Raw genomic sequence first — 18,107 nt, forward strand, 5'->3', positions numbered from 1 at the left:
CCGGATCGGCAACGCGTCGGGGTTCTACGGGGACCGGTTCGCCGCCGTCCGGGAGATGCTGGAGGGCGGTGACCTCCACGTCCTCACCGGCGACTACCTGGCCGAACTGACCATGCTCATCCTCGGCCGCGACCGCATGAAGGACGCCAACCTCGGTTACGCCCGCACGTTCCTGCGCCAGCTCGAAGACGCCCTCGGCCTCGCCCTCGAACGCGGTGTCAAGATCGTCTCCAACGCCGGCGGCCTCAACCCCGCCGGACTCGCGCAAGCGATCGACAAGCTCGGGCTCCAAGCCAAAATCGCGTACGTGACCGGGGACGACCTGCGGCCCCGCTTCCCGGAGGCGCTGACCGCCAACGCCTACCTCGGCGCCTGGGGGATCGCGGAGTGCCTGAAGGCCGGTGCGGACGTCGTGGTCACCGGGAGGGTCACGGACGCGTCCCTGGTCGTCGGCCCGGCCGCCGCGCACTTCGGGTGGGATCGGGACGAGTGGGACAAGCTCGCGGGCGCGACCGTCGCCGGGCACGTCCTGGAGTGCGGCACCCAGGCCACGGGCGGCAACTACGCGTTCTTCACCGAGATCGACGCGACCCGCCCCGGCTTCCCGATCGCGGAGGTCGAGGCGGACGGCTCGGCCCTGATCACCAAGCACGACGGCACGGGCGGCGCGGTCACCGTCGACACGGTCACCGCCCAACTCCTGTACGAGATCGGCGCACCGGCCTACCTCGGCCCGGACGTCACCAGCCACTTCGACACCATCCAGCTGGAGGACCACCCCAGGGGCGTCCGGATCTCCGGCACGAAGGGCTCGCCGCCGCCGGAAACGCTCAAAGTGTGCCTCAACCACCTCGGCGGCTTCCGCAACTCCACCACCTTCGTCCTCTGTGGACTCGACGTCGACCGCAAAGCGGAGTTGGTGCGCCGCCAACTCGAAGACGCGATCGGAGCTGACGGGCTCACCTGGACGTTGGCGCGCACGGACCACGACGACGCCGACACCGAGGAGACCGCCTCCGCCCTCCTGCACGCCACGATCAAGACCGCCGACCCCAAGCGGGCCAAGGCGTTCTCGCGGGCGGGTATCGAGTTGGCGCTGGCGTCCTACCCGGGGTTCCACGTAACCGCGCCGCCGGGCGACGGGACGCCGTACGGCGTCTACAAGGCCGCGTACGTCGGCCGTCACGAGGTGCGGCACCAGGCCGTGCTGCCTGACGGGGAGGTGGTCGAGGTATGAGGGTTCCGTTGGGCGCGATCGCGGGCGCGCGGTCCGGGGACAAGGGCGGTGACGCGAACCTCGGGGTGTGGGTGCGCACCGACGCCCAGTACGCGTGGCTGGTCGGAGAGTTGACCGTCGCGCGGCTCAAGGAACTCCTGCCCGAGGCGGGCGAGGTGGACCGGCACGAGTTGCCGAACCTCCGGGCGCTGAACTTCGTGCTGCACGGCCTGCTGGGCGAGGGCGTGGCGTCCTCGACCCGGTTCGACCCGCAGGCCAAGGCGCTGGGCGAGTGGCTGCGGTCCCGGCACGTCGACCTCCCGGAGGACCTGCTGTGAACACCACCTCGGACCTGTTCGAGACACCGGAGCGCCGGGACCTGCGGGCCACCGTGCGGCGGTTCACCGAACAAGAGATCGTGCCGCACATCAACGACTGGGAGCGCGCGGGCGAAGTTCCCCGGGCGCTGCACCGGACGGCGGCGAAGATCGGTCTGCTGGGCATCGGGTTCCCCGAGCACGTGGGCGGCGCGGGTGACCTGCTCGACACCGTCGTGGTCACCGAGGAACTGATCCAGGCGGGCGGGTCGTCCGGGCTCATCGCGGCACTGCTCACGCACGGCATCGCGATCCCGCACATCGTGGACGCGGGCGGCCCCGACCTCGTCGACCGGTTCGTCCGGCCGACGTTGGAGGGCGAGCTGATCGGTGCGCTCGCGGTCACCGAGCCCGGTGGCGGGTCGGACGTGGCGGCGTTGCGCACCAGGGCGGTCCGGGACGGCGACCACTACGTCGTCAACGGGTCCAAGACGTTCATCACCTCCGGCGACCGCGCCGACTTCGTGACCACGGCCGTGCGCACCGGGGGAGAGGGCTACCAGGGCATCAGCCTGCTGGTGATCGAGAAGGGCACACCCGGCTTCACGGTCGACCGGCGGCTGGACAAGATGGGTTGGCACTGCTCGGACACCGCCGAGTTGTCCTTTGTGGACGCGCGCGTGCCGGCGGCCAACCTGGTGGGCCCGGAGAACGGTGGGTTCGGGCTGATCATGCGCCAGTTCCAGGTCGAACGGATCTCACTGGCCGTGCAGGCGTACGCGACGGCCCTGCGCTGCCTGGACCTGGCGATCGCCTACACCCGCCGGCGCGAGACGTTCGGCCGTCCGCTGATGGGCCGCCAAGTGGTGCGGCACAAGCTGGTGGAGATGGCGCAGCGCGTCGACCTCGCCCGCACCTACACCCGCGAGGTGGCGGTGAAGGTGGCGCGCGGGGAAGAGGCGGTGGCGCAGGTGTGCTTCGCCAAGAACGCGGCCGTGGAGGCGTGCTCGTTCGTCGTGGACGCGGCCGTCCAACTGCACGGCGGCGCGGGCTGCATGCGTGACAGCGAGGTCGAGCGGCACTACCGGGACGCGCGCATCCTCGGCATCGGCGGCGGGGCCACCGAGGTCATGGTGGAGCTGGCCGCGAAGCGATTGGGGTTCACGGCATGACGACGTTGGGCACGAGGCTGGACACGCGGGCGGTGGAGTACCACGAGAACCGCGAGGCGCTGCTGGCCAAGCTCGCCGACCTGGACGCCGAGCACGCCAAGGCGCTCGCGGGCGGCGGGCCGAAGTACACCGAACGGCACCACAAGCGCGGCAAGCTGCTGGCGCGCGAGCGGATCGAGCTGCTGGTGGACCAGGACAGCCCGTTCCTGGAGCTGTCCCCGTTGGCCGCGTGGGGCACCGACTACCCGGTGGGCGCGAGCGTGGTCACGGGCATCGGCGTGGTCGAGGGCGTCGAGTGCGTGATCGTCGCCAACGACCCGACCGTTCGGGGTGGCGCGAGCAACCCCTACACACTGCGCAAGACGTTCCGGGCCGACGACATCGCGTTGCAGAACCGGTTGCCGCTGATCGGCCTGGTCGAGTCGGGCGGGGCGGACCTGCCCAGCCAGAGCGAGATCTTCATCCCCGGCGGCCGGGCGTTCCGCGACCTGACCCGGTTGTCCGCCGCCGGCATCCCGACCATCAGCACGGTGTTCGGCAACGCCACCGCCGGCGGCGCGTACGTGCCGGGCATGTCCGACTACGTGGTCATGATCGACCAGCGCTCGAAGGTGTTCCTCGGCGGCCCGCCGCTGGTGAAGATGGCCACCGGCGAGGAGTCCGACGACGAGTCCCTGGGCGGCGCGCGGATGCACGGCACCACCTCGGGCCTGGCGGACTTCGTGGCGACCGACGAGGTGGACGCGATCCGCCTGACCCGCCGCGTCGTCGCCCGCCTGAACTGGCGCAAGCTCGGACCGCAGCCCAAACCCTCCGAACCACCGCTCTACGACGAGGAAGAACTGCTCGGCCTGGTCCCCACCGACCTGCGCGTCCCGTTCGACCCGCGCGAGGTCATCGCCCGGATCGTGGACGGCTCGCGGTTCGACGAGTTCAAGCCCGACTACGGCACCAGCCTGGTCACCGGCTGGGCGGACCTGCACGGCTACCCGATCGGCATCCTCGCCAACGCCCGGGGCGTGCTGTTCAGCGAAGAGGCCCAGAAGGCCACCCAGTTCATCCAACTGGCCAACAAGACCGACACCCCGCTGCTGTTCCTGCAGAACACCACCGGCTACATGGTCGGCGCCCAGTACGAGCAGGGCGGCATCATCAAGCACGGCGCGATGATGATCAACGCGGTGTCCAACAGCCGGGTGCCGCACCTGACCGTCGTCATGGGCGCGTCCTACGGCGCGGGCAACTACGGGATGTGCGGCCGGGCCTACGAGCCGCGCTTCCTGTTCACCTGGCCCAACGCCAAGTCCGCCGTGATGGGGCCGGTGCAGCTCGCGGGCGTGCTGTCGATCGTGGCGCGGCAGGCCGCCGCCGCGAAGGGCCAGGAGTACGACGAGGAGCACGACGCGGCCATGCGGCAGGTGGTCGAGGGCCAGATCGAGCAGCAGTCCCTGGCCGCGTTCCTGTCCGGCCGGCTCTACGACGACGGCGTGATCGACCCGCGCGACACCCGCACGGTGCTCGGTCTGTGCCTGTCGGCGATCCACAGTGGACAGATCAAGGGCGCCGACGGCTACGGCGTCTTCCGGATGTGAGGTCACCCGTGATCAGCAAGCTCCTGATCGCCAACCGGGGCGAGATCGCCCGCCGCGTGGCGCGCACCTGCCGCGAGGTGGGGGTGAGCCCGGTGGCGGTGTTCTCCGACCCGGACGCCGACGCGCCGCACGTCCGGGAGGCCGACGCGGCGGTGCGCCTGCCCGGCGCCGCGCCCGCCGAGACCTACCTGCGGATCGACGCGCTGGTGGCGGCGGCGAAGGCGGCCGGCGCGGACGCCGTGCACCCCGGTTACGGCTTCCTGTCCGAGAACGCCGAGTTCGCGCGGGCCGTGCGGCGGGCCGGGCTGATCTGGGTCGGTCCGGACGCGGACGTCATCGAGGCGATGGGCTCGAAGGTCGCCGCGAAGAAGCGGATGGCCGAGGCCGGCGTCCCGGTGCTGCCCGAGCTGGACCCCGAGGCCGCGACGGAGTTCCCGTTGCTGGTCAAGGCGTCCGCAGGCGGTGGCGGCCGGGGTATGCGGGTCGTGCGGACCCGGGACGAGCTAGCCGACGCGGTGGCCGCCGCCCGCCGCGAGGCAGAGTCCGCGTTCGGCGACGGCACGGTGTTCTGCGAACCGCTGCTGGAGAACGCCCGGCACGTCGAGGTGCAGATCCTGGCCGACACGCACGGCACGGTGTGGGCGTTGGGGGAGCGGGAGTGCTCCATCCAGCGGCGGCACCAGAAGATCATCGAGGAGACCCCGAGCCCGGCGGTGGGACCCGAGGCGCGCCAACGACTCTTCGACGCCGCCACAAAAGCCGCGCGCGCCATCGGGTACGTGGGCGCGGGGACGGTGGAGTTCCTCTTCACCGACGACCAGCGGTTCCACTTCCTGGAGGTCAACACCCGCCTCCAGGTGGAGCACCCGGTCACCGAGGAGGTCTTCGGCCTGGACCTGGTGGCCTGGCAACTCGCCATCGCCGAGGGCGCGCGGCTGCCCGCCGAACCGCCCAGCCCCAACGGCCACGCGATCGAGGCCCGCCTCTACGCCGAAGACCCGGCGCACGACTGGCGGCCCGCTTCCGGCACGCTGCACCGGTTCCGGGTGCCGGACGGCGTCCGGGTGGACAGCGGCGTCGAGGACGGCAGCGTCGTCGGGGTGCATTACGACCCGATGCTGGCGAAGGTCGTGGCGTGGGGGCCGACGCGGGCAGCGGCGGTGCGCAAGCTGGCCAACGCGTTGGACCGCGCGGAGGTGCACGGCCTGGTCACCAACCGCGACCTGCTGGTGCGGACGCTGCGCCATCCGGCCTTCACCGCGGGCGATACCCATACCGGGTTCCTCGACCAGCACGGCCTGACAAAGCGGCCTGACGTGGACGTTCGCCCCGCCGCCCTGGCCGCCGCCCTCGCTCTGGCCGAGATTCGCCGGACGAACCTGCCGCTGGGCTGGCGCAATGTGCCGGCACAGCCGCGGAAAGCGGACTTCGAATTCAACGGTGAAACGGTGTCGGTGACCTATCGGCACACCCGCGATGGAGTCATATGCAGTCCTGAACTCGAAGTGGTGCGCGCCGCTGAAGATTTCGTGACGCTGGAAAGTGACGGCGTGCAGGTCACATACCCCGTTGCCGTATACGGGGACCGGGTGGAGGTCGGCGGGTGGTCACTGCGCGTGTTGCCCCGCTTCCCCGAACCCGCCACCAGGGTCGCCGAGGGCGCGACCGTGGCGCCCATGCCGGGCACGGTGGTGCGCGTGTCCGTCGAAGCCGGCCAGGTGGTCGAGGCGGGCGCGGAGCTGCTGGTGCTGGAGGCCATGAAGATGGAGCACCGCGTGCTCGCCGCGACCGGTGGCACGGTCACCGAAGTCCTTGTCCAACCGGGCGACCAGGTCGATGCGGGCGACGTGCTCGCGGTTGTGGAGGCGTTGTCATGACGAACTTCGTGGAGAGCGAGGAGCGGCGGGCGCTGCGCAAGGCCGTCGCGGACCTGGCCGCCAAGTACGGGCCGGAGTACTTCGTCGCCAAGGCGCGGGCCGGGGAGAAGACCGACGAGCTGTGGGCCGAGGCCGGCAAGCTCGGCTACCTCGGGGTGGCCGTCCCGACCGAGTACGGCGGCGGTGGCGGCGGCATCGGCGACCTCGCGGCGGTGTGCGAGGAACTGGCCGCCGCGGGCTGCCCGCTGCTGCTGATGGTGGTGTCGCCGGCCATCTGCGCCACCGTCATCGCCCGCTTCGGCACCGAGGAGCAGAAGCGGCGGTGGCTGCCCGGGTTCGCCGACGGCACCACCAAGATGGCCTTCGCCATCACCGAGCCCGACGCCGGCTCCAACTCCCACAAGCTGGCCACGGCCGTGCGCCGGGACGGCGACGACTGGGTGCTGTCCGGCGGCAAGTACTACATCTCCGGCGTCGACGAGGTGGACGCGGTGCTGGTGGTCGCCAGGCACGTAGCCCCGGGTGCGGGTGCCCCGCAGGACACCGCCACCGGTCCTCAGTTGCTGTTGCCCTCTCTCATGATCGTGCCGACGGACGCGGAAGGGTTCACCTTCCAGCACATCCCGATGGAGATCGTGTCGCCGGAGAAGCAGTTCACCTGCTTCTTCGACGACGTCCGGCTGCCCGCCGACGCCCTCGTGGGCGCCGAGGACGCCGGGTTGGCCCAGCTGTTCGCCGGGCTCAACCCGGAACGCGTCATGGCGGCCTCCCTGGCCACCGGCATGGCCCGCCGCGCGCTCGACCAGGCGTCGGAGTACGCCCGCACCCGCACGGTCTGGGACAAGCCGATCGGCGCGCACCAGGGCGTCGCGCACCCGTTGGCGCAGTGCGCGATCCAGGTCGAGCTGGCTCGGCTGATGACCCAGAAGGCCGCGGCTCTCTACGACGCTGGAGAAGACCGGGCTGCGGGTGAGGCGGCCAACATGGCCAAGTACGCGGCGGGGGAGGCGGTGGCGGCGGCGGTGGACCAGGCCATCCAGGTGCACGGCGGGAACGGGTTGGCCTCCGAGTACGGCCTCGGGGCCCTGCTCGCCGCGTCCAGGCTGTCCCGGATCGCGCCGGTCAGCCGTGAGATGATCCTGAACTTCGTCGCGCAGCACACCCTGCGGCTGCCGCGCTCTTACTAGATCACGTCTCGGATCACGTCCAGTCCCAGCGCAGTCCCACGACACCCGGACCGAAGTCCAGGGCCACGGCGTACGCGTAACCCCAGGTGTCCACCGGGGTTTCGCGGACGTCGGCGGGTTCGCCGCCGGACAGGTCGGTCGTGAACTGCTCGCACCGCGCAGGCCTGCACCGGGAGTCGTACCTGACCTCCAGGACGTACTCCCGGACCGGGTGGCGGAACCGGCGCGAGTAGGTGTTGTCGTGCGTGGGGTGGTGCGGAGCCATGTGGATCAGCTCGTACTCCACCGCGGTCCGCTCACCGCGGCGCAACGGTCGTTCGAACAACAACTCGGCGATCATCAGGCCGTTGCGCGGGTCGGCGGAGACCCGCCCCAGTCTGCACGAGCGCAGCGTGCCGATCACCGGCAGCGGGTCGCCCGGCAGCCGGGTGTCGTAGCCGAGTAGGACGCGGTCCACGCCCGCCCGTTCGGCCCGCAGCACCTGCCGGGAGCGCACCCGCCGGGTGCTGCCGTCCATCGCCAGCTCCACCTGGTCCCGCAGGCTGAGCCGGGTGAGGTCCTGGTCGTTGCTCGTGTCGACGTCGGCGAGCAGCTCGGCCATGGTCTGGTAGTCGCTCCGGTGGACCCACCCCTCCGGACCGCTCAGCCGCGACCGCGGCCGTGCCTTCCCGCGCGGACGCGGCGGCCCCAGCAGCGTGCTCAGGCCACCTTCGCCGACCTCGAGGATCTCCTCCAGGTGCCCGACCGCGGCCAGCGAGTCGGGCCGCTCCGGGCGGCGCCGCCCGGACTGCCAGTAGCTCAGCGCGGCGATGCTGACCGCCACGCCGCGTGACCGCAGCTTGTGCTGGATGCGCTCCAGGCTCAGCCCCTTCGCCCGGATCGCCGATCGTAGTGCGTCCGCGAAGGGGTCTGCTCCTCCGTCGATCCGTCGGGGATCGCGAACCCGCGAATCCGGCCCGACGACTGGCGTTGGCATCTCCACTCCGTTCTCCCGAGGACAAGGCGAGCGACGTTATCGTGCGAAATCACTCGGCGGTACAGCCGATCGGGTTTCCCGCCGTGAATTTAACCGAATCGGCGGGCAAAATCCCCTGCGGCCGTGAATGCTTGAAATCTCATTAACAGCGGTGGTGTGAAGGCCCCTCCTCCGGGCGATCGTCGCACCGCTACTGGGACAACTGGTCGCTTCCCGGTACGCGAACCGCCCCATAGCCTCGGGTACGTGGGGTGATGCAGCCCACACCACGCGGTTCGCGGCCCCGCTCCTGCCGCACCACGGGCGCCGCGCACCGTTCCCTGCGAAGAACGGACAAGGTATGCGCAAGCTCAGTTGGATCGCCACGGTCGGCGTGAGCGCCGCTGTGGCGGCCGTCACCGCGACCCCCGTCCAAGCGGCCGAAGGGACCATCCTGTCGGCGGGCAGCCCGGACGCCATCCCGAACAGCTACATCGTCACGCTGAAGGATTTCTCCACGGCGGATGCCAACTCGCTCGCCGCTCGCTTCGGCGGCCGGGTCGACCGTATTTTCTCCACAGCGTTGAATGGCTTCTCGGCCACGATGTCCGAGCGCGCGGCCCGCAGGCTGGCCGCCGACCCGGCCGTCGAGCGGGTCGAGCAGGACCAGGTGGTCCGGCTAGCGGCTACGCAGAGCAACCCCCCGTCGTGGGGCCTGGACCGCGTCGACCAGCGCAACCTGCCGCTGGACCGCAGTTACACCTACAACACCACCGGGTCGGGCGTGAACGTCTACGTCATCGACACCGGCGTGCGGATCAGCCACTCGACCTTCGGCGGCCGGGCCCGCAACGGCTACGACGCCGTCGACAACGACAACGTCGCCCAGGACGGCAACGGCCACGGCACCCACGTCGCCGGGACCATCGCGGGCAGCCAGTACGGCATCGCCAAGGGCGCGACGGTCTACGCGGTCCGCGTGCTGAACAACTCGGGCAGCGGCACCACCGCCGGCGTCGTCGCGGGCATCGACTGGGTGACCCGCAACCACGTCAAGCCCGCCACGGCCAACATGAGCCTGGGCGGCGGCGCGTCCACCACGCTCGACAGCGCCGTGCGCCGGTCCATCGCGGCCGGCGTCACCTACGGCGTGGCGGCGGGCAACAGCAACGCCAACGCGTCGAACTACTCGCCGGCCCGCGTCGGCGAGGCGCTCACGGTCGGCTCCACCACCAGCAGCGACGCCCGGTCCAGCTTCTCCAACTACGGCTCGCTGGTGGACGTGTTCGCGCCCGGCTCGTCCATCACGTCGGCCTGGCACACCAGCGACACCGCGACCAACACCATCTCCGGCACCTCGATGGCGACCCCGCACGTGGTCGGCGTCGTGGCCCGCTACCTCCAGGCCAACCGGGCGGCCACGCCCGCGCAGGCGCACGCGGCGATCGTGAACGCGGCGACCACCGGCAAGGTCACCAACCCCGGCTCGGGCTCCCCGAACCGGCTCCTCTACTGGGCCCCCACGGCCTGATCCCCGCCACTGGCGGACCCCGGCGCGCGGACCCGCGCCGGGGTCCCACCCCTGCGAAGGACGACATCCATGCGCACTCTCTTACCCGGCTTGGCCGCCGCGGTGCTCACCGCCGCCGCCGTGGCCACGCCGGCCGCCGCCGAGGGCACGGTCCTGCACGCCGGTTCCCCTTCGGCCGTGCCCGGCAGTTACATAGTCAAACTGAAGGACGGCCGGTCCCTGCCCGGCATCCAGACCGACCGCACCTTCGCCGGCGGGTTCACCACCCGGCTGAGCGCCCGTGAGGCCCGTCGACTGGCCGCGCACCCGGCGGTCGCGTACGTGGAGCAGGACCAGTACGTGCACGCCAACGCGACCCAGCTCAACGCGCCCTGGGGCCTGGACCGCATCGACCAGCGCGCCCTGCCGTTGAGCACCACCTACAGCTACACCTCCACCGGCGCGTCGACCTCGGTGTACGTGGTCGACACCGGCATCCGGACCACCCACGAGGAGTTCGGCGGACGCGCCTTCCACGGCTACGACGCGGTGGACCGGGACAACATCGCCCAGGACGACAACGGGCACGGCACCCACGTGGCGGCCATCATCGCCGGCAAGACATATGGAACGGGCAAGGCCGTGGACGTCTACGGCGTCCGCGTGCTCAACGGGTCGGGCAGCGGCACGATCGCCGGCGTGATCACCGGCGTCGACTGGGTGGCCGCACACGCCCGCAAGCCCGCCGTCGCGAACTTCAGCCTGGGCGGCGGGGCGTCCACCGCCCTCGACGACGCCGTCCGCCGCTTGATCGCCTCCGGTGTCACGGTCGCGGTGTCGGCGGGCAGCAGCGGCAGCGGCACCGTGAACACCTCGCCCGCCCGGGTGGCGGAGGCGATCACGGTCGGCGCGACCACGCAGACCGACGCACGGGCCTCCTCCTCCAACTACGGCCCCGGCGTGGACCTGTTCGCGCCCGGCGTGGGCATCAAGTCCGCCTGGCACACCAGTGACACGGCGACCAACACGCTGAGCGGCACGTCGATGGCGACCGGTTTCGTCAGCGGGGTGGCCGCGCGGTACCTCCAGTTCAACCCGACCGCCACGCCCGCCCAGGCGCACGCCGAACTCGTGCGCGAGGCGACCCCGCTCCCGTGGGGCGGGAAGTTGCTCTACTGGAACCCCGCCCGCTGACCCCTTGCCCTGCAAAGGAAACCCCATGCGCAAGCTCATCCCCGGCGCAGCGGTCGCAGCCCTGGCCGCCACCGTCCTGGCCACCCCCGCACACGCGGAGGGGGCCATCCTCCACGCCGGCTCCCCGTCAGCCGTACCCGGCAGCTACATCGTAAAACTCAAGGACAACGCCACTCTGGCCACGATGGACAGACTGACCCCGGACCGCGTCTACAGTGGACCGTTCCGGGGTTTCTCGATCCACTTGAGCGCTTCGCAAGCCCGCAGGCTGGCCGCCGACCCAGCGGTCGAGTACGTAGAGCAGGACCAAGTGGTGCGGGCCAACGCCACCCAGTACAACCCACCGTGGGGCCTGGACCGCATCGACCAGCGCAACCTCCCGCTCGACGGCGAGTACAGCTACACGTCCACCGGCCTGGGCACGACGGCGTACGTGATCGACACCGGCGTCCGGGTCACGCACACGGAGTTCGGCGGTCGGGCCTGCAACGGCTGGGACGCGGTCGACAACGACGCCATCGCGCAGGACGACAACGGCCACGGCACGCACATCGCCTCGCTGATCGCCGGTCGCACCTACGGCGTGGCCAAGCAGGCACGGGTGTGCGGTGTGCGGGTGTTGAACGAATCGGGCAGCGGCACCACGGCAGGCGTCGTCGCGGGCATCGACTGGGTGGCGCGCAACGCGGTCAAGCCCGCGGTGGCGAACCTCTCGCTGGGCGGCGGGCCGTCCACGGTGCTCGACGACGCGGTGCGGCGGCTGATCGCCTCGGGCGTCAGCGCGTCGGTGACCGCGGGCGGCAGCAACGCCAACGCCGCGAACTACTCGCCGGCGCGGGTGGTGGAGGCGATCACGTCGGGTGCGTCCACCACCTCGGACACCAAGTCGACGTTCTCCAACTACGGCACCGTGGTCGACCTCTACGCGCCCGGCGTCTCCATCATGGGCGCATGGCACACCAGTGACTCGGCGACCAACACCATCTCCGGCACGTCGATGTCCACCGGGTACGTGACCGGTGTGGCGCTGCGGTACCTGCACTTCAACCGGACCGCGACGCCGGCGCAGGTGCAGGCCGAGCTGGTCCGCGAGGCGACCCCGCTGCCGTGGGGCAAGCTCCTGTACTGGTCACCCCTGCGGTGAGTGGTGCCGGGCGGGGGTGAGGTCGTGGCGCATCACGATCTCACCCTCGTCCACCTCGCCGGTCTCCTTGAACCCGAAGGCCGCGTAGAGTCCGTGCGCCACCGCGTTGCCCGGGACCAGGCTCAGCGAGAGCTGGGTGCGCCCCTCGCCGCGCGCGACGTCGGCGATGGCGGCCAGCCCCTTGCGCCCGAGCCCGCGCCCTTGCGCCCTTCGGTCGATCATGAACCGGACTATGTGGAGGTCGTGGGGCTGGTCCCGGTAGAGCAGCGTGAAGCCGACCAGCTCGTCGCCGGAGTACATGGCCAGCGGCTGCATCTTCGGGCGGTAGACCCAGGCGTCGGCGATCGACTTCAGGTTCGTGGCCACGAAGCCGCGCTGCTCCTCGTGGACCTCCAGGGCGATGACCGCGCGGTAGTTGTCCTCGGTGACGGGTTCCAGGCGCATGAGGTGGAAGGTAGCGCCGAGGCCCCTACCAGGTCTCCCGGAATTCGGGAAAGCCCACCTCGGGGGTTTTCTTCACGGAGTGTGATAACTGGCAATCTTTCACACTTCCGGCAGTACGGACGTCTTGGTTAGCGTTGGTGACTGTCAGCGAGGGCAAGGTGGCCCAGCGTCACGCCCGAGCCCCTGCGTTCGTGTCCCGCTCGGGGTGACCGGCCGGCCGCCGTCAGCGAGAAGGAAGCACTTGATGCGACAGTCACGACAGGTCCGGTTCCTGGCCGGTGTCGGCGCGACGGCGATCGTCGCGGCGGCGAGTTCCCTGTTGGCGTCCCCCGCCCAGGCGGCGGAGGGCGAGATCCTCGCGGCCGACGCGGCCGAGAAGGTGCACGGCAGCTTCATCGTCAAGCTCAAGGACGGCTCCGCCGCGACCGCCGACAAGCTGGCGGGCCAGTACGGCGGCAAGGTCGACCGCGTGTTCCGCAACGCGCTCAACGGCTTCACCGTCAGCCTGCCCGAGTCCGCCGCCAAGCGCCTGGCCGCCAACCCGGCGGTCGAGTATGTCGAGCAGGACCAGGTGCTCCACCTCCAGGCGACCCAGACCAACCCGCCGTCGTGGGGCCTGGACCGGATCGACCAGCGCAACCTGCCGCTCGACTCGTCCTACAGCTACACCTCGACCGGGTCGGGCGTGAACGTCTACGTCATCGACACCGGCGTGCGGATCAGCCACTCCACGTTCGGCGGCCGGGCGCGCAACGGCTACGACGCGGTGGACAACGACAGCGTGGCCCAGGACGGCAACGGCCACGGCACCCACGTGGCGGGCACCATCGCGGGCAGCCAGTACGGCGTGGCGAAGGGCGCCACGATCTACGGCGTCCGCGTGCTGAACAACTCCGGCAGCGGCACCACCGCCGGCGTCGTCGCGGGCATCGACTGGGTGACCGCGAACCACGTCAAGCCGGCCGTGGCCAACATGAGCCTCGGCGGCGGCGCGTCCACCACCCTCGACAACGCGGTCCGCCGTTCGATCGCGGCCGGCGTCACCTACGCCATCGCGGCCGGCAACAGCAACGCCAACGCGTCGAACTACTCCCCGGCCCGCGTGGGCGAAGCCATCACGGTCGGCGCGACCACCAGCAGCGACGCCCGTGCCAGCTACTCGAACTACGGCTCGATCCTGGACATCTTCGCCCCGGGCTCGTCCATCACGTCCGCCTGGCACACCGGTGACACCGCGACCAACACCATCTCCGGCACGTCCATGGCGACCCCGCACGTGGCCGGCGCGGCGGCGCGCTACCTCCAGAACAACCGCGCGGCGACCCCGGCCCAGGTGGCTTCCTACCTGGTCGGCCAGTCGACGCCGAGCAAGGTGACCAACCCGGGCACCGGCTCCCCGAACCGCCTCCTGTACTTGGCTCCCTCTGCCTGATCACGCTTCCCACTGGGGCCGCCTCCACTCCGGGGGCGGCCCCTGCCGCACGTTGAAGCCAAAACAAGACCCAACGCAACCGCCCGCGCCGGTGGTGTGAGGGCTGTGCTCGGGTGTGCGGGTTACTTCTCCTTGAGTGACACGAACTTGAGCGGCAGCACTGGCCGGCCGTCGGTCTCCGAGTACCCGGTGCCGGGTACGACACCGCCGGCCGCCACCTTGTCGATCACGTCCATCCCCTTGGACACCCGCCCCAGCACCGGGAAATCCGGGTCGAAGTCGCTGTCCTTGTGCACGATGAAGAACTGGCTCCCGTTGGTCCCGGCCTCCTGCCGGTTGGCCATCGCGACGATCCCCCGGTCGTACCCACCGGTCTTCGCATCCGGGTCGTCGAACTGGTACCCGGCAGTGCCGCGCCCCGTGTCCGTGGCATCTCCGCACTGCAGCACCCACAAACCATCCACCGTCAGCCGGTGGCAGGAGGTGCCCTCGAAGAACTTCTCCTTCACCAGGTGCCGGAAGTTGTGGACCGAGCAGGGCGCGCTCGCCGCGTCGAACTCGAACTCCAGCTCGCCCTGACTGGTCTCGACCTCGATCACGACCGTGCCTTCGGTCTCCGCACGGGCCGACGGCGGGTCGACGTCCTTGGCGGGGCCGTCAGCGGGCTGGTCGTAGTCGCAGGTCACGGTCGGCACCACGGGGAGTGGCCCGGCCACCGGTTTGCCCGCCACCGCCGTCGTGCAACCGGCGATCAGCACCAGGGGGACCAACGGGAGCAGCAGGCGTCTGGCCACAGCCCGGATCCTAGGCCGACCAGTTGCCCGAGATGAACATCGCGTACAGGAACCCGAAGACGAGCGTGTGCGTGAACAGCAAGCCGTACACCACCGGCCGGGCCGCGCGGCGGCGGTCGAACAGCACGGTCAACCCGACGTACACCACCACCAGCGGCAGGACGTAGCGGTGGACCGAGACCAGGTTGCTGTTCAGGCTCAGCATCACCACCGCCGCCAAGCCGAACAGCGCCAACGGCACGCCCTCGCCCCTCAGCTCGACCACCACGTACACCGACACCGCCAGCACCACGGTCAGCGCGATCAGCGGCAGGACGTGGTCCACGAGGTGCACCGCGTGTATCGGGCCGTAGCGGACCGCGCGCGTGGCGGCGGCGATCTCCCGGCCCCACGTGGCGAAGATGTTCGGGTCGAACACCTGGTACGGCCACATCCGGTGGCCGGCGAAGTTCGCGAACGGGTTGCCCGCCGTCCGCCACAGGAACAGCCAGTACCCGCCCAGGCCGGTGAACGCCGCCGGGAACCACAGCAGGTGCCACGACCACACCCGCCGCCAGTCCCGCGACCGGAGGAACTCCAGCAGGCACAGCCCGACGAACAACGCCGCGGTGATGCGGCTCGCGGTCAGCGGCATCAGCAGGAGGCCCATCGGGACCCACTGCCGGCGCAACGCGAACAGGTAGGCCCAGAAAGCGATCGCGCAGAAGAGCGCCTCGCTGTACATGACGTGCAGGAAATACGCGGACGGTGCGCTCAGCAGCAGGGCGGGCGCGAGCCAGTGGAGGGCTTTGTCGGCGACGAAATGTCGAGTGATCCTCAGCAATGCGACCACGGCCGGCCACGAGGCGAGGACGTTGACCACGAGGCCCGCGCCGAGGATGCCGAGCTGGGCGAACGTTATCTTGTGGACCACCCAGGTGGCCATCGGGAACATCGGGTAGAACGCCGCCAGCCAGGGCTTGTTCCGCAGGTCGTAGCCGTTGGCGACGATGTCGACGTAGTACAGGCCGTCGAAGCGGTACATGTGCGACAACGGCGTGGGGTCCGGGCTGATGTCCGGCGGGTACGCGTAGTTGAGGTGTTGGGAGCCCTGGAAGAGGTAGGCGATCACGCTCAGGACGACGTGCCACGCCACGACGGCGGTGAGCGCTTTGGTCCAGTCGTTCCACGGGATCGTTCTGCGCCTCGACCGGGTGAACGGTCTTCGTAATCGGGTGGAATAAGAGGGTTGCTCCAATATCGGGGTTTGCGACATGGTCAGGAGAATAGGCCGTCGCGATATTCCCGCCGAGGTGTGCGCGAGTGCATTCCCGGGTGATCGTCCGGGTGCCGGTCGGTCGGGCGGCCGGGCTGGGGAAACCTGGTGGCGTGCGGCGGGGGGCCGTTGGCTAGCCTTGACGACCAGTCGCCGTTCAGCTAGCACGAGGAGAGCAGTACCCGTGATGCGCACGCACGAGGCCGGGACGCTCCGGGCCGAGCACGCCGGGCAGTCCGTCACCCTGACCGGGTGGGTCGCCCGCCGGCGCGATCACGGGGGCGTGATCTTCATCGACTTCCGCGACGCTTCCGGGGTCGCCCAGGTGGTGTTCCGCGAGGGCGAGATGGCCGAGCGTGCCCACAAACTGCGCTCGGAGTTCGTCATCAAGGTCGTCGGCGACGTCACCCGCCGCCCCGAGGGCAGCGAGAACCCCGACCTGCCCACCGGTGACATCGAGGTCTACGCCACCGAGCTGGAGGTCCTCAACGAGGCCGCCCCGCTGCCGTTCCAGCTCGACGAGCACCTGGAGGTCGGCGAGGAGGCCCGGCTCAAGCACCGCTACCTCGACCTGCGCCGCTCCGGCCCGGCCAAGGCGATGCGGCTGCGCAGCGAGGCCAACCGGATCGCCCGCGAGGTGCTGCACGCGGAGAAGTTCGTCGAGGTCGAGACGCCGACGCTGACCCGCTCCACGCCCGAGGGCGCGCGCGACTTCCTGGTGCCCGCCCGGCTGCGGCCCGGCTCCTGGTACGCGCTGCCGCAGTCGCCGCAGCTGTTCAAGCAGCTGCTGATGGTCGGCGGCCTGGAGCGGTACTACCAGATCGCCCGCTGCTACCGCGACGAGGACTTCCGCGCCGACCGGCAGCCGGAGTTCACCCAGCTCGACATCGAGATGAGCTTCGTCGAGCAGGACGACGTCATCGAGCTGGGCGAGAAGATCATCACCGCGCTGTGGAAGGGCATCGCGGGCCAGGACATCCCGCGCCCGTTCCGCCGCATCTCCTACGCCGAGGCGATGGCCAAGTACGGCTCGGACAAGCCGGACCTGCGCTTCGACCTCGAACTGACCGAGCTGACCGAGTACTTCAAGGACACCCCGTTCCGCGTCTTCCAGGCGCCGTACGTGGGCGCGGTCGTCATGCCCGGCGGCGCCTCCCAGCCGCGCCGGACGCTGGACGCCTGGCAGGAGTGGGCCAAGCAGCGCGGCGCGAAGGGACTGGCCTACGTGCTGGTCCAGGAGGACGGCACGCTGGGCGGCCCGGTCGCCAAGAACCTGTCCGACGCCGAGCGCGACGGGCTGGCCAAGGCGGTCGGCGCGAACCCCGGCGACTGCGTGTTCTTCGGCGCGGGCGACCCGGACGGCGCGCGGGCCCTGCTCGGCGCGGCCCGGGTGGAGATCGCGCACCGGATCGGCGCGATCGAGGAGGGCTCCTGGTCCTTCGTGTGGGTCGTGGACTTCCCGATGTTCGAGGCGACCGACAAGCTGGCCGAGGGCGACGTGGCGGTGGGCGGCGGCAAGTGGACCGCGCTGCACCACGCGTTCACCTCGCCCACCCCGGAGTGGATCGACCGCTTCGAGGAGGACCCGGGCAACGCCAAGGCCTACGCCTACGACATCGTCTGCAACGGCAACGAGATCGGCGGCGGCTCGATCCGCATCCACCGCGCGGACGTGCAGCAGCGGGCGTTCAACGTGATGGGCATCGGGCCGGAGGAGGCGCAGGAGAAGTTCGGCTTCCTGCTCGACGCCTTCAAGTACGGCGCCCCGCCGCACGGCGGCATCGCGTTCGGCTGGGACCGCATCGCCATGCTGCTCGCGGGCGCGGACTCCATCCGCGAGGTCATCGCGTTCCCGAAGAGCGGCGGCGGCTACGACCCGCTGACCGCGGCCCCGGCGCCGATCACCGCGCAGCAGCGCAAGGAAGCCGGCGTCGACGCGAAGCCCCAGCAGAAGCAGTAGCCCGGCAGGGGCAGTAGGCCCAGCAGAAGCGGAAGCAGTAGCGGAACGGATCGGGCAC

At 70.6% G+C, this 18,107-nt stretch carries 13 protein-coding genes and 1 pseudogene; 10 read left to right on the forward strand and 4 right to left on the reverse strand.

Features of this window, described 5'->3' with window-relative positions:
• The first annotated feature begins 55 nt into the window (after positions 1-55).
• The 5 genes and pseudogenes from RIN75_RS19550 (at position 56) to RIN75_RS19570 (ending at position 7,361) form a co-directional block, all read left to right on the forward strand.
• Positions 56-1,554 (forward strand): annotated as a pseudogene (locus tag RIN75_RS19550) (acyclic terpene utilization AtuA family protein).
• Complete coding sequence (locus RIN75_RS19555) at positions 1,551-2,705, forward strand: acyl-CoA dehydrogenase family protein (RefSeq protein WP_309113404.1); 1,155 nt, start codon at positions 1,551-1,553, stop codon at positions 2,703-2,705. Before RIN75_RS19550 ends, RIN75_RS19555 begins: the two are co-directional and overlap by 4 nt.
• Positions 2,702-4,297, forward strand: coding sequence for a carboxyl transferase domain-containing protein (locus RIN75_RS19560; protein ID WP_309113405.1), 1,596 nt, complete (start codon positions 2,702-2,704; stop codon positions 4,295-4,297). Before RIN75_RS19555 ends, RIN75_RS19560 begins: the two co-directional genes overlap by 4 nt.
• Before the next feature lie 8 nt (positions 4,298-4,305).
• Positions 4,306-6,174, forward strand: coding sequence for a biotin carboxylase N-terminal domain-containing protein (locus RIN75_RS19565; RefSeq protein WP_309113406.1), 1,869 nt, complete (start codon positions 4,306-4,308; stop codon positions 6,172-6,174).
• A complete protein-coding gene (locus RIN75_RS19570; RefSeq protein WP_309113407.1) occupies positions 6,171-7,361 on the forward strand; it encodes an acyl-CoA dehydrogenase in 1,191 nt (396 codons plus the stop codon). The genes RIN75_RS19565 and RIN75_RS19570 overlap by 4 nt, the downstream gene beginning before the upstream one ends.
• A gap of 13 nt (positions 7,362-7,374) precedes the next feature.
• On the opposite strand, the gene RIN75_RS19575 is transcribed toward RIN75_RS19570, so the two are convergent.
• On the reverse strand, positions 7,375-8,337 hold the full coding sequence (locus tag RIN75_RS19575) for a hypothetical protein (RefSeq protein WP_309113408.1): 963 nt from the start codon (positions 8,335-8,337) through the stop codon (positions 7,375-7,377).
• Positions 8,338-8,677: 340 nt separating this feature from the next.
• Between RIN75_RS19575 and RIN75_RS19580 the strand changes: the two genes are divergently transcribed.
• From RIN75_RS19580 to RIN75_RS19590, 3 genes are all read left to right on the forward strand, one after another.
• A complete protein-coding gene (locus tag RIN75_RS19580; RefSeq protein WP_309113409.1) occupies positions 8,678-9,847 on the forward strand; it encodes a S8 family peptidase in 1,170 nt (389 codons plus the stop codon).
• A gap of 69 nt (positions 9,848-9,916) precedes the next feature.
• Complete coding sequence (locus RIN75_RS19585; RefSeq protein ID WP_309113410.1) at positions 9,917-11,020, forward strand: S8 family serine peptidase; 1,104 nt, start codon at positions 9,917-9,919, stop codon at positions 11,018-11,020.
• Positions 11,021-11,045: 25 nt separating this feature from the next.
• Complete coding sequence (locus RIN75_RS19590; protein WP_309113411.1) at positions 11,046-12,164, forward strand: S8 family peptidase; 1,119 nt, start codon at positions 11,046-11,048, stop codon at positions 12,162-12,164.
• Here RIN75_RS19590 and RIN75_RS19595 read toward each other — a convergent pair.
• Positions 12,150-12,608: a GNAT family N-acetyltransferase gene (locus tag RIN75_RS19595; RefSeq protein WP_309113412.1), complete on the reverse strand. Its 459-nt coding sequence runs from the start codon at positions 12,606-12,608 to the stop codon at positions 12,150-12,152. The two genes, RIN75_RS19590 and RIN75_RS19595, sit on opposite strands and share 15 nt — an antisense overlap.
• Positions 12,609-12,852: 244 nt before the next feature.
• Between RIN75_RS19595 and RIN75_RS19600 the strand changes: the two genes are divergently transcribed.
• Positions 12,853-14,040, forward strand: coding sequence for a S8 family peptidase (locus RIN75_RS19600; RefSeq protein ID WP_309113413.1), 1,188 nt, complete (start codon positions 12,853-12,855; stop codon positions 14,038-14,040).
• 122 nt (positions 14,041-14,162) lie between these two features.
• Here RIN75_RS19600 and RIN75_RS19605 read toward each other — a convergent pair whose 3' ends face one another.
• Together RIN75_RS19605 and RIN75_RS19610 are read right to left on the reverse strand one after the other, a co-directional pair.
• Entirely contained in the window at positions 14,163-14,834 is a 672-nt protein-coding gene (locus tag RIN75_RS19605; RefSeq protein ID WP_309113414.1) for a peptidylprolyl isomerase, read from the reverse strand.
• A 10-nt stretch (positions 14,835-14,844) separates the two neighbouring features.
• Positions 14,845-16,089, reverse strand: a complete 1,245-nt coding sequence (locus RIN75_RS19610; RefSeq protein WP_309113415.1) for a hypothetical protein — start codon at positions 16,087-16,089, stop codon at positions 14,845-14,847.
• Between the two features lie 184 nt (positions 16,090-16,273).
• Between RIN75_RS19610 and aspS the strand changes: the two genes are divergently transcribed.
• Positions 16,274-18,049 (forward strand): aspartate--tRNA ligase, encoded by a 1,776-nt coding sequence (aspS, locus tag RIN75_RS19615; RefSeq protein WP_309113416.1) that lies wholly within the window; start codon positions 16,274-16,276, stop codon positions 18,047-18,049.
• Positions 18,050-18,107 lie beyond the last annotated feature (58 nt).

Origin of the sequence: Saccharothrix sp., assembly GCF_031180885.1 — a bacterium.
Classification (GTDB): Bacteria; Actinomycetota; Actinomycetes; order Mycobacteriales; family Pseudonocardiaceae; genus Actinosynnema.

Bases quoted from the DNA above. Each gene is read 5' to 3' on its own strand.
- RIN75_RS19560 (WP_309113405.1), top strand. From the start codon at position 2,702: ATGACGACGTTGGGCACGAGGCTGGACACGCGGGCGGTGGAGTACCAC.
- RIN75_RS19570 (WP_309113407.1), top strand. From the start codon at position 6,171: ATGACGAACTTCGTGGAGAGCGAGGAGCGGCGGGCGCTGCGCAAGGCC.
- RIN75_RS19575 (WP_309113408.1), bottom strand. From the start codon at position 8,337: ATGCCAACGCCAGTCGTCGGGCCGGATTCGCGGGTTCGCGATCCCCGA.
- RIN75_RS19580 (WP_309113409.1), top strand. From the start codon at position 8,678: ATGCGCAAGCTCAGTTGGATCGCCACGGTCGGCGTGAGCGCCGCTGTG.
- RIN75_RS19585 (WP_309113410.1), top strand. From the start codon at position 9,917: ATGCGCACTCTCTTACCCGGCTTGGCCGCCGCGGTGCTCACCGCCGCC.
- RIN75_RS19590 (WP_309113411.1), top strand. From the start codon at position 11,046: ATGCGCAAGCTCATCCCCGGCGCAGCGGTCGCAGCCCTGGCCGCCACC.
- RIN75_RS19595 (WP_309113412.1), bottom strand. From the start codon at position 12,608: ATGCGCCTGGAACCCGTCACCGAGGACAACTACCGCGCGGTCATCGCC.
- RIN75_RS19600 (WP_309113413.1), top strand. From the start codon at position 12,853: ATGCGACAGTCACGACAGGTCCGGTTCCTGGCCGGTGTCGGCGCGACG.
- RIN75_RS19610 (WP_309113415.1), bottom strand. From the start codon at position 16,089: ATGTCGCAAACCCCGATATTGGAGCAACCCTCTTATTCCACCCGATTA.